This is a genomic window from Acinetobacter sp. YH12236 (genome assembly GCF_013417645.1).
GTDB lineage: Bacteria > Pseudomonadota > Gammaproteobacteria > Pseudomonadales > Moraxellaceae > Acinetobacter.
Map to the genome: position 1 here is coordinate 1 of NZ_VPDM01000033.1, position 11,871 is coordinate 11,871.

At 42.5% G+C, this 11,871-nt stretch carries 11 protein-coding genes; 6 read left to right on the forward strand and 5 right to left on the reverse strand.

From position 1 onward, the window contains the following. Positions 1 to 209: 209 nt before the first annotated feature. Positions 210 to 1,463 carry an MFS transporter gene (locus FTV14_RS12890; protein ID WP_180054002.1) on the reverse strand — a complete coding sequence of 418 codons (1,254 nt, stop codon included), beginning with the start codon at positions 1,461 to 1,463 and terminating at the stop codon, positions 210 to 212. Between the two features lie 230 nt (positions 1,464 to 1,693). Between FTV14_RS12890 and rpmI the strand changes: the two genes are divergently transcribed. Both rpmI and rplT read left to right on the forward strand, forming a co-directional pair. After that, positions 1,694 to 1,888 carry a 50S ribosomal protein L35 gene (gene rpmI / locus FTV14_RS12895; protein ID WP_004278281.1) on the forward strand — a complete coding sequence of 65 codons (195 nt, stop codon included), beginning with the start codon at positions 1,694 to 1,696 and terminating at the stop codon, positions 1,886 to 1,888. Positions 1,889 to 1,899: 11 nt separating this feature from the next. Beyond that, positions 1,900 to 2,259 carry a 50S ribosomal protein L20 gene (gene rplT / locus FTV14_RS12900; RefSeq protein WP_004647525.1) on the forward strand — a complete coding sequence of 120 codons (360 nt, stop codon included), beginning with the start codon at positions 1,900 to 1,902 and terminating at the stop codon, positions 2,257 to 2,259. An 84-nt stretch (positions 2,260 to 2,343) separates the two neighbouring features. Here rplT and FTV14_RS12905 read toward each other — a convergent pair whose 3' ends face one another. Next, the gene (locus FTV14_RS12905; RefSeq protein WP_180054003.1) at positions 2,344 to 3,372 is read right to left on the reverse strand and encodes a hypothetical protein; all 1,029 of its coding nucleotides are present in this window, start codon (positions 3,370 to 3,372) and stop codon (positions 2,344 to 2,346) included. A gap of 159 nt (positions 3,373 to 3,531) precedes the next feature. Between FTV14_RS12905 and pheS the strand changes: the two genes are divergently transcribed. The 3 genes from pheS to FTV14_RS12920 all read left to right on the forward strand — a co-directional run bounded on the left by pheS (position 3,532) and on the right by FTV14_RS12920 (position 7,361). Beyond that, positions 3,532 to 4,512 (forward strand): phenylalanine--tRNA ligase subunit alpha, encoded by a 981-nt coding sequence (gene pheS / locus FTV14_RS12910; RefSeq protein ID WP_034703065.1) that lies wholly within the window; start codon positions 3,532 to 3,534, stop codon positions 4,510 to 4,512. A gap of 174 nt (positions 4,513 to 4,686) precedes the next feature. After that, entirely contained in the window at positions 4,687 to 7,068 is a 2,382-nt protein-coding gene (gene pheT / locus FTV14_RS12915) for a phenylalanine--tRNA ligase subunit beta (RefSeq protein ID WP_180054004.1), read from the forward strand. Continuing rightward, positions 7,065 to 7,361: an integration host factor subunit alpha gene (locus tag FTV14_RS12920; protein WP_004783565.1), complete on the forward strand. Its 297-nt coding sequence runs from the start codon at positions 7,065 to 7,067 to the stop codon at positions 7,359 to 7,361. The genes pheT and FTV14_RS12920 overlap by 4 nt, the downstream gene beginning before the upstream one ends. A gap of 106 nt (positions 7,362 to 7,467) precedes the next feature. On the opposite strand, the gene FTV14_RS12925 is transcribed toward FTV14_RS12920, so the two are convergent. The 3 genes from FTV14_RS12925 to trxA all read right to left on the reverse strand — a co-directional run bounded on the left by FTV14_RS12925 (position 7,468) and on the right by trxA (position 10,075). After that, positions 7,468 to 7,755, reverse strand: a complete 288-nt coding sequence (locus FTV14_RS12925; RefSeq protein ID WP_179992970.1) for a hypothetical protein — start codon at positions 7,753 to 7,755, stop codon at positions 7,468 to 7,470. 403 nt (positions 7,756 to 8,158) lie between these two features. Then, complete coding sequence (rho, locus tag FTV14_RS12930) at positions 8,159 to 9,427, reverse strand: transcription termination factor Rho (protein ID WP_004783562.1); 1,269 nt, start codon at positions 9,425 to 9,427, stop codon at positions 8,159 to 8,161. Between the two features lie 321 nt (positions 9,428 to 9,748). Next, positions 9,749 to 10,075: a thioredoxin gene (gene trxA / locus FTV14_RS12935; RefSeq protein WP_005233946.1), complete on the reverse strand. Its 327-nt coding sequence runs from the start codon at positions 10,073 to 10,075 to the stop codon at positions 9,749 to 9,751. A gap of 261 nt (positions 10,076 to 10,336) precedes the next feature. Here trxA and ppx point away from each other — a divergent pair, with 261 nt between their 5' ends. Then, positions 10,337 to 11,857, forward strand: a complete 1,521-nt coding sequence (gene ppx, locus FTV14_RS12940; RefSeq protein ID WP_179992969.1) for an exopolyphosphatase — start codon at positions 10,337 to 10,339, stop codon at positions 11,855 to 11,857. The last annotated feature ends 14 nt before the right edge of the window (positions 11,858 to 11,871 follow it).

The following is an 11,871-nucleotide window of genomic DNA, read 5'->3' on the forward strand; positions in this document are numbered from 1 at the left end:
ATAATTCAAGTGAATTTGTTTGAAAGAAGAACTTTAAAAGCTTTATTTTCACCCGATAAAATACCCATAAAACAAGAGGAAGCTCATTTGAGCTTCCTCTTGTGAAAAATTGTGGGACAGCAATGGCATAAAGCCTCTTTTTATTTATATTCATCATTAGTGCGCAGAATTTTCTTGATTGAAAAACCTTTGCACATCAGAACTAAAAATTATTTTTCATTTCCTTTGGTAATATCAACTCCAAACAGATCCTTGGTTCTCGCCCAGCTGATGGCAACTACCAGTAGGGTCATGCTGCCACCAAACACTGTAGCCATAATCGTGCCCATATATCTCGCAGCCAGACCAGACTCAAAAGCACCCAGTTCATTGCTGGATGAGACAAACATGCCGTTTACTGCAGCAACCCGGCCACGCATATTATCGGGTGGATAAATCTGTAAAATCGTTTGGCGAATCACTACAGAAATACTGTCACAGGCGCCGGTCATGGCAAGAGCAAACAGAGATAGCCACATTGAGTTGGAAAAAGCGAATAGCAAGGTAAAGACACCGAAACCTGCGACTGCAAGCAGCATATTACGCCAAGCATGTTGCGTAGGCGGAAAACGGGTCAGGGCAATCATGGTTATCAGTGCGCCAATTGAAGGAGCAGCCCGTAAATAACCCAAACCTTCAGGACCAACTTTTAGAATATCCTCTGCAAAAATCGGTAAGAGGGCAATCACCCCACCAAACAATACCGAAACCAGATCTAGGGAAATTGACCACAGTACAATTTTGCTGTTCCAGATAAAACGGAAACCATCACCCAGACTATGCAGGACATTTTCAGTTTCAATTTTAGGAAAATCGCGCTTTTGCAATAAGTTAATCAGAACAAAACAGATGCTGACTAGTACTGTGACAGTTAGAAGACTGGTTTCCCGACCTAAAAATGCCAGCATAAAACCACCGAGCATCGGCCCGATAATTACACCACTTTGCCAGCCAATTGTGGTCCAAGTTGCACCATTGGCATAGAGTGCACGTGGAATCAGAAAGGGTTTCAGTGAAGTTGCTGAAGGATTATAAAAGCCACGAATGGTACCCAGACAGAAAATGACGGCATAAATTCCCCAAGATAATTGACTGGTGCTGAGGTTTCCCAAGCCGTGATAATGAAACAGTGACCAGAGAATGAGAGGCATCGGAATGGCAAAAAATAAACAGATTTTCATAATAGTCTGTTTATTAAAACGATCCGCGACATATCCACCCCATAAGGAAAGGGAAATAAATGGAATCGCTTCTGCCAGACCAATCAGTCCTAAGGTCAGCGGGTCTTTGGTAATCTGATACAGTGAATAGGCAACAATAATTTCCTGAATCAGAATGGCTAAAGTCAAACAAAACTGATTTAAGGTGACAATAGAAAAGTCTCGGTAACGGAGTGCGGCAAACGCATCGGACTGAATGTGCATAAAGAGCTGTAACTGAAAAAATTGACAAATTATAAAGTGATATCGCAAGCAGTATATAAATTCATCATTCAATTCTTATTGTAAAAAATGCTAAGTTTGCAGATTCATCAAGAAAAAAAGACTAGTGCTTTTGTTTTAAGCAAAGATGCATTAGAATATCGGCTCCCTTACCTGCAGGGCGTTCTTGCAATGGTGCAGACGTGCCGAACAGGTGTTCAAAAGAGGTTGTTATGCCTAAGATGAAAACTCGCCGTGGTGCAGCTAAACGCTTCAAAGCGACTGCTAACGGTTTTAAGCGTAAACAAGCGTTCAAACGCCACATTTTGACCAAAAAATCTGCTAAGCGTATTCGTCAATTGCGCGGCTGTGTAATGGTTCACGTAAGTGACGTTGCTTCAGTTCGTCGTATGTGCCCGTACATCTAAGGAGATTATAAATGGCTCGTGTAAAACGTGGTGTACAGGCTCATCGCCGTCACAAAAAAATTCTTGCTCGCGCTAAAGGTTACTATGGTGCTCGTTCACGCGTTTACCGCGTAGCGTTCCAAGCGGTAATCAAAGCTGGTCAATACGCTTACCGTGACCGTCGTCAGAAGAAACGTCAATTCCGTGCTCTATGGATTGCGCGTATCAACGCTGGTGCACGTCAAAACGGTTTATCGTACAGCCGTATGATCGCTGGCTTGAAAAAAGCTCAGGTTATCATCGACCGTCGCGTACTTGCTGACATCGCTATGCATGACGCAGTTGCGTTTGCAGCTCTAGCTTCTAAAGCTAAAGATGCGTTGGCTGCATAAGTCTTTATGACTTAGAAAAAAGACCGCTTTTAGCGGTCTTTTTTTATCTCTGTCTTTTTTATTTTTTGACGTTCAAATCAGTCTTTAAAGCCCAAAATAATATCCAATCAAACAGATAATCACCGTAATAATAATCAGGGTAATCACATTGCCTGAATTGGATTTAGCTGCGTCATGGGGCTTATGTGCTTTAGAAACTTTGACCGCGCGATCTTCAGTATTCATCCCTGCAAAAGGATCAGGCGTCACTTTAGGAGTGAGTTGTGCGGTTTTATAATGATTGGCCACTTTCACAATGAACTTGGCACTGATTTCATTGATTTTTTGTGCAAAGTGGCGCAGATTTAATTGCTGCTCTGGATTCAGTACCTGACCATCATCGTTATAAGGGTGTTGAATCTTCGTCTGAATAAAATCACTTAATGCATCCAGACGGTACAAGGTCTGATGAGCATAATCAGATGAATAATCCGTTGGTATTAAAGCAAGATGACTCGGATTTTCTGCATGAGACTGAATCGTTGGGGTAGTACCGTAATAAGGCAAACCAGTATAAGCAGGCTCAGTGAATCCTTGAGCTAAATGATGTTCAAATAATTCCTGTTCGGTATAGGTATGAATATCATCCCAGTTTGGTTGTACCAGATCAGCATCAATTCTTTTGGCCAGTTTATTATTCAGTTCATAACGCCAGAATACTTCATGACGTAAAGGCGACTGTTGGGCTTCCGGTGCTTCATAATCATTATCAGCGGTATACCATTCAGCCAGTTCCTTACCGATCATCCAGGCGGTTTTACCTTGAGCATGATGACTGATAATCACATGAGCCAAAGGAACCAGTTCGACATTGGCATTAGGGTTATTTTCATCTTCCAGTAAATGTGAAGAATGCAGACTAATACGACGAACCCCTTGTTTTTTCAGTCCTTCTAGCCAGATTTGAAAGTGCTGTGCCAGTAAATGCTGGGAAATCAGATCACGGAAAGTTAAATGGTGCTGATTAAAAATGGAGTGATTCAGCCAGCGGCTGAAACTGAGATCCTGAGTTAAAAACTCATTGCCATAAGTGACGAGGGTCAGTTGCTGTTTCCAAATTTGATCGAGTGCCATAGTGATTTGATCTAATTGATATCCTGCTTATTTTATACTTTTTATTTTTCGCTATGCCAATCTAATTTTCATTAAAAGCGCACTTCATCAACTCGCCTAAAAACTGTTAGAATATGGGGTTTTTAAAAATATTTCTAACCTGTTGCTTTGAGAGTTACTATGTCACTGGAAGCCCTGACCACTGAAGCGCTCGCTGCGATTGCAGCAGCTCAAGACCTTGCTGCACTTGATCAAGTACGAGTGCAATTTACGGGGAAAAAAAGCCAGCTCGCGGAACAATCTAAGTCGCTGGGGAAAATGGATCCTGAACAACGTAAAGCGTTTGGGGCACAAATTCATGCAGTTCGTGAAGCCATCACAAGTGCTTTGACACAACGTCAGGCTGAACTGCAAAAAGCTGCACTAGAACAAAAGCTTGCTAGTGAAACAATTGATATTACCTTGCCCGGTCGTGGCCAACAGGTGGGCAGCATCCACCCAGTGACCCAAGTACAAGAACGTATCTGTCAATTCTTTACCAAAGCAGGGTTTACAGTAGCTACTGGTCCAGAAGTTGAAGATGACTATCACAACTTCGAAGCATTGAATATTCCAGGCCATCACCCTGCACGTGCCATGCACGACACTTTCTACTTTGATGTGAACCATCTGCTACGTACCCATACTTCGGGCGTACAGATTCGTACCATGGAAACCCAGCAGCCACCAATTCGTATCGTGTGCCCAGGCCGTGTATATCGTTGTGATTCTGACCAGACGCATTCACCAATGTTCCACCAGATTGAAGGCTTATACGTTGCTGAAAATACCAGCTTTGCTGAATTAAAAGGTTTATTGGTAAACCTGCTAAACGAATTCTTCGAAAAAGATTTGAAAGTGCGTTTCCGTCCGTCTTATTTCCCGTTCACTGAGCCAAGTGCTGAAGTGGACATTATGGATGAGCGTGGCAAATGGTTAGAAGTTTTGGGTTGCGGTATGGTGCATCCAAATGTACTTCGCGCTGCGGGTATTGATCCAGACAAATACAAAGGCTTTGCATTTGGTTTAGGTGTAGAACGTTTTGCAATGTTGCGTTATGGCATTAATGACCTGCGTATGTTCTATCAAAACGATGTGCGTTTCTTACGCCAGTTTGCTTAAGAGATTTGATAGCCTCTTCTTATAAAGTTGAGTGGCTAAAACATATTAATTTTTAGATTTAAAAATCCCCCTAAATCCCCCTTTGTAAAAGGGGGACTTACACGAAACAAGATAGGGTGTGGGATTTCCCCTCTTTGAAAAAGAGGGGCTAGGGGAGATTAAGGAAATGAATGTATGAAAATTAGCGAAAATTGGCTGCGCACATGGGTTAACCCAGCCATCGATAGCGAAAAACTGTCTGACCAACTGACTATGCTGGGCTTGGAAGTAGATGATTTGTCTCCAGCCGCAAAACCGTTCACAGGTGTGGTTGTGGGTGAAGTCCTGACTGTCGAACAGCATCCTGATGCAGATCGCTTACGTGTAACGACTGTGAACATTGGTTCAGGTGAGCCTTTGCAAATCGTGTGTGGTGCACCGAACGTACGTGCCGGTATGAAAGCACCCGTAGCTACCATCGGTGCAGTATTACCAGGCGATTTTAAAATCAAGAAAGGCAAACTGCGTGGTGTTGAATCACAAGGTATGCTGTGTGGCGCTTCAGAAATCGATCTTGAAGACAAAATTGATGGTCTGTTAGAGCTTCCTGCAGATGCACCAGTCGGTGTAAATGTTCGTGAATATTTAGACCTTGATGACAACGTGATTGATATCAGCATCACCCCGAACCGTGGTGACTGTTTCAGCATTCGCGGGATCGCACGTGAAATTGGTGTAATTAACCAATTGCCTGTCACTGCACCTGAAATTAAAGAAGTTGCAGCAACTCTTGCAGATGAGAAGAAAGTCGTTGTTGAAACTGAAGGTTGTGCACGTTACCTCGGTCGTGTGATCAAAAACGTCAATACCAAAGCACCAACCCCTGAGTGGATGGAACGAGCTTTAGTACGTGCCGGTATCCGTCAGCACAGTATTCTGGTCGACATCACCAACTATGTATTGATGGAACTGGGTCAACCTCTGCATGCCTTTGATGGTGGCAAGGTTCAAGGTTCAGTACATGTACGTCAAGCGACTGCAGGTGAAAAACTGGTTCTATTAAATGAACAGGAAGTTGAACTGCAAGATGATGTGATGGTAATCGCAGATGATGAAAAAGCATTAGCGATTGCAGGGATTATGGGGGGCTTGTCTTCATCGGTAACTGATGAAACTACTGAAATCTTCCTAGAATCAGCATTCTTCGCGCCATTGCATATTGCTGGCCGTGCCCGTCGTTTCGGTCTGCATACTGATGCATCTCAACGTTATGAACGTGGTGTCGATTTCGAATTGCCTGTGATTGCAATGCATCGTGCATCTCAGTTGATTGCTGAGCTTGCAGGCGGTGAGTTTGGTCCAATCATTGTAGCTGAAAAACCAGAGCTATTACCAAAGCGTGAAGCGATTGAGCTAGAACAAGCGCAAGTCGATCAACTATTAGGTTATACAGTTGAATCAGATTTCATTACAGATGCTTTAACGCGTTTAGGCTGCAGCGTCACTGTAAAAGCTAAAGGTCAGTGGTCAGTGGTTCCTCCATCACACCGTTATGATATGGCAATTTACCAAGACCTGATTGAAGAAGTTGCCCGTATTCACGGTTATGACAATATTCAAATCAGCTTACCGGTCATTGATGTGAAGTTGGCGAAATATGAAGATCAATTCGAACTGACTCAGCTTCGTCAAACAGCCGTGACCTTGGGTTATCAGGAAGCGATCAGCTTCAGTTTTGCTGACCTGAAACTGGAAAAACAGCTGAATCCAGCGGTGAATCCATTGGCTTTGGCGAACCCAATTTCAAGCGATTTGGCAGTGATGCGTTCAACTTTACTGTCTAGCCTGATTCCATGCGTACAGTACAACGTCAACCGCCAGCAGAACCGTGTACGTTTCTTCGAACTTGGTCTGCGTTTTGATTACCAAAATGCGGCTTCAATTCATGATCTGAAACAGATTCCAACTTTTGCCTTAATCGCCACTGGTTCACGTACGCCTGAAACCTGGCATGGTAAAGCGCAGCCAATGGATTTCTTTGACTTCAAAGGTGACATTGAGGAAATGCTGGCAGCTGCACGTCTGAATGTGGAATATGTACGTTCTGAACGTAGCTGGTTACATCCTGGTCAATCTGCAGAAATTCTAGTGGATGGTCGGTCAATTGGTTACTTAGGTCGTTTACATCCATCACTTGAAGATGAGCTCGATTTGGCGACGACTTGGGTCGCTGAATTAGATCAATCGGCTGTTTTGCAAACTTATGTATCTAATTTTACAGAATTATCACGTTTTCCATCGGTTCGACGTGATATTGCGCTTTTAATTAGTGATAAGATTAATGTTAGCGAAATTCAGGGACTTATCGAAAAAACAGGTGGAGAGCTTCTAGGCTCGACATGGTTGTTCGATGTGTACACTGGACAAGGAGTAGAAGAAGGGAAACGCTCACTGGCATTTGCACTTCTCTGGCAGCATCCAAGCCGTACACTGGAAGATGCTGAAATTAAATCAGGTATGGATAATATCCTTCAGGTGTTGGAAAACACTTACCAAGCGACATTGAGGGCTTCATGACAGCATTAACAAAAGCAGAAATGGCTGATCATTTAAGTGAGCTCACGAGTTTAAACCGTCGTGAAGCTAAACAAATGGTCGAGTTGTTTTTCGACGAGATTAGCCAAGCGCTAATCTCGGGCGAACAAGTAAAATTATCGGGTTTCGGTAACTTTGAGTTACGTGATAAGCGCCAACGTCCAGGCCGTAATCCGAAGACGGGTGAAGAGATTCCGATTTCTGCACGCCGTGTTGTTACGTTCCGCGCGGGGCAGAAGTTCCGTCAACGTGTGGGGAATGAGCAGATCAATTGATCTGCTTTTTTTCATTTAAAAATTTTATTTTTTTAATCTTTTATATTTCTAAACAAAAAAAAGAGAGCCAAAGGCTCTCTTTTTTTGTACTGAATAATCGTAAAGATTATTGAGCAGCAGCTTCAGAAGCAGCAGTAGCTTGAGCAGCAGCGTCAGTAGCAACAGCAGCAGCAGCGTCAGCTTCAGCAACAGCAGCAGCGTCAGAAGCAGCAACTTCAGAAGTAGCTTCTACAGCAGCAGCGTCAGCAGCAGCTTCAGCTTCAGAAGCAGCTTCTACAGCTTCAGATGCAGCTTGGTTAGCGTCAGCAGCAGCGTCGTCAGCTTTTTTAGCACAACCAACGAAAGCTAAAGTAGTAGCAACTGCAGCAGCAATAGCGATTTTTTTGAATAACATGGCATCACTCTCTAAAAAATTGAGATTAAAAAAAACCAAAGTCAGGCTGTAATATGCTTTTATTATTCCTAATAGTGTTAGGGACTAACAACGCAGGAGCAGTCTAACTGGTCTGCAAATATGCTATCACTGCGCATTTTTAATTGCTACTAGGGGAGCATCAAAAACAGCGAAAAAACGATAAAAATTAAGGGTTTTTTAACAGAAAATAACAATTAATTGAAAGATATAGATTGGAGAAAGGCTTATTAAGCTTATAAAAATTATACAGTTATTTATTTGTTTATTTTAATAATCAAAAACTTAAAAATAAGTTTACAGATATCTCATTACATTGTTTCATTGTGTAACATGCGTCAACCATAAAAAAAGGCCACCTTGAATGGTGACCTTTCCGATAATTTTAGTTCGATGCTTTGCGTTTCATTTGATCAAAGAAATCATCATTGGTCTTGGTTTCTTTCATGCGGTCAAGCAAGAATTCCATCGCGACCAGTTCATCTTGGGTATGCAGAAGTTTACGTAGAATCCAGACTTTACGAAGTTTGTCTTCGGACATTAAACGTTCTTCACGACGCGTACCGGATTTCTTAATATTCATCGCAGGGAAGACGCGTTTTTCCGCAATACGGCGATCTAGCGTGATTTCCTGGTTACCTGTACCTTTGAATTCTTCGTAAATGACTTCATCCATTTTACTGCCGGTTTCAATCAGTGCAGTAGAAATGATAGTAAGAGAACCGCCTTCTTCGATATTACGTGCCGCACCGAAGAAACGTTTTGGACGTTCAAGTGCATGTGCATCTACACCACCAGTTAATACCTTACCTGATGAAGGAATCACAGTGTTATATGCACGTGCCAGACGGGTAATCGAATCCAGCAGAATCACCACATCTTTCTTGTGTTCAACTAAACGTTTGGCTTTTTCAATCACCATCTCAGCCACTTGAACGTGACGGGCAGGTGATTCATCAAAGGTAGAAGCGACCACTTCACCGCGAACGGTACGTTCCATTTCGGTGACTTCTTCAGGACGTTCATCAATCAGAAGGACAATCAGGAAACATTCAGGGTTATTACGAACAATCGATTGCGCGATGTTCTGTAATAGCATGGTTTTACCAGCTTTCGGTGGTGCAACGATAATTGAACGTTGACCTTTACCAATTGGTGCCACCAGATCGACGACACGTGCAGTTAAATCTTCAGTCGTACCATTACCAAGTTCCATCACTAATTGTTCAGTAGGGAACAATGGAGTCAAGTTTTCGAACAAGATCTTGTTACGTGAATTTTCCGGGGTATCGTAGTTAATCTGATTGACTTTCAGCAAAGCAAAATAACGCTCACCTTCTTTAGGCGGACGAATGGTTCCCGTAATGGTGTCACCGGTACGCAGGTTAAAGCGGCGAATTTGTGATGGGCTGACATAGATATCGTCAGGACCTGCCAAATAAGAGCCTGCTGCAGAGCGTAAGAAGCCAAAACCATCTGACAAAATTTCTAGAACGCCATCACCAAAAATCTCTTCACCATTCATCGCATGGCGTTTTAAGATGGCAAAAATAATGTCTTGCTTACGGTTACGAGCCATACCTTCAAGGCCCATAAACTCGGCAATCTTGATGAGTTCGCCAATCGGTTTTTTCTTGAGTTCGGTTAAATTCATAGGTGGTCAGATAGAATCAAAGTTCTAAGGTATAGGTTAGAAAGGGAGTAACATTCGGCCGCATATAAGCATTCAAACGAAAGCAATTGAATTTGCACAAGAACAATTCAGAGGTCTGTTTGATTGTTTCAAAGAGAAATGTGAAAACAATTTCTATTGCCGAGCGGCATGTTATGTAATGTGTCTTGTAAGAAACTGACAGGATTTAGCATCCTTTATCTCTTGAAGTTGAAATATAAGAGAGAAACAGGTTTTTGTCAATTTATAGACGAAAAAAATACGCAACCTTTGGTCGCGTATTTTTACTATAGCATTTTATGCTTAGATGTTTTGATCAATAAATGCAGTCAATTTAGATTTTGGTGCTGCACCGACTTGAGTCGCTACGACTTCACCATTTTTAAACATCAATAAAGCTGGAATGTTGCGGATATTGAAATTCACAGCAGTTTGTTCGCAAGATGTTACGTCAACTTTGACAATTTTCACTTTGCCTTGATATTCATCAGCCAATACTTCAAGTACAGGGGCAATAGCTTTACATGGCGCACACCAGCCAGCCCAGAAATCAACCAGTACAGGAACGTCTGATTGAAGAACGTCTGCTTCGAAGTTTGCGTCAGTAGTGTTTACGATGTTGCCAGACATGGAGTGCTCCAGAATTAATTTTATAAAGATAACTATAATTATTAGTATTACATAGCCATCTTTAACAATGTAGGGGAATCTGTAAATTTTCAAGCTTTAATGTTGTTTTGTCTAATGGATGATCACGATAGTCACCATCGCCTCATACAATTGTCCTATAAATGAAAAAAATAATTACGCGAAATTGTCCTGACAAATGGCTTTTAAATTGCATGGTTGTGAATTACTCTAAGCACAATTCTTAAAAGGTTTATTTCTAGAATGTCTGATTTTTTGATTGATGAAGAATTACTCGCAGCCATCGATATGGGATCAAACAGTTTTCATTTGGCGATTGCCCGGGTGGATCATGGCGAAGTGAAAAAAGTCGCATCAATGTCAGAAAAGGTTCAACTTGCTGCGGGACTGGATGAAAATAAAAATTTGACTGAAGCCGCACAGCAGCGCGGTTTGGCTTGTCTGGCCCGTTTTGTCGGTCGCTTGGGATCGGTACAACCGAACCGTTTACGGATTGTGGCAACGAATGCTTTGCGTCAGGCCAAAAATGGTCATGAATTTATTCAGAAAGCAGCTGAAATTTTACCAAAACCGATTGAAATTATTGCTGGTCGCGAAGAAGCGCGTCTAATTTATCTCGGTGTGTCACATACCATGGCCAATACTGGCCGTCGTCTGGTGGTAGATATCGGTGGGGGTTCGACTGAACTGATTATTGGGGAAGAATTCGAACCCATTCATACCGAATCTGTGCAGATGGGATGTGTGACTTTTACCAAGAAATTCTTTGCTGATGGTGAAATCACCCATAAAGCATTTGATAAGGCAGTGACTGCGGCACGTAAAGAAATTTCAGGCATTGCCAATACTTATAAATCTGCCGGTTGGGATGCAGTCGTTGGTTCGAGTGGTACGATCAAAGCCTGTCGTCAGATCTGTGTCAATATGGGCTGGAGCAATGATAAAGAACAGCTCACCCGTGAAGGTCTGGAAAAACTTAAAGATAAATTATTCAAATATAAGCATGTTTCGGACATGGAGTTTGAAGGTCTGAAAGATGACCGTCGTGCAGTTTTACCTGCAGGAATTGCCATTTTATATGCAGTATTTGATGTACTGAATATCCCACATCTGGTCTATTCAGATGGCGCATTGCGTGAAGGCGTGATGTATGACCTCTTGGGTCGTTTCAAGCATGAAGATATCCGTGATCGTTCTGTTCATGCCTTAATTGGTCGTTATAATGCCGATGCCAAACAGGCCGAACGTGTAGTGCAGACTGCGCAAAAACTGTTTGATGATGTGGCTGGTGATCTCGGCCTGTATAGTGAAGACAGTGATTTACTCCGTCGCGCCGCTTATTTGCATGAAATTGGTTTAGCGATCAGTCATAGTGGTTATCACCGCCACGGTGCCTATTTATTGCAACATTCTGACATTGCCGGTTTTTCGCAGGTAGATCAGAATTATTTGTCACATTTGGTCGCACACCATCGTCGTAAATTGCGCGCTGATGCCAAGCATGATGTGATGAAAGTCGGTGGAACTAAACTTTTACAGCTGTGTTTGCTGTTGCGTCTGGCGGTTTTGGTCAATCACAGTCGTAGTGATGAGATGCTTCCTGCCATTGAACTCAAGGTCAAGAATGCGCAACAATGGCAGCTCAGCATTTCTGGTGATGCCAAACAATGGCCATTACTGATTGCTGAACTGCATGATGAACAGGTGCAGTTTAAAAATTGGGAGATCGAGCTCTCGGTTCAATCTGAACAATTTGTTAATTAATACCTTTATAGGGA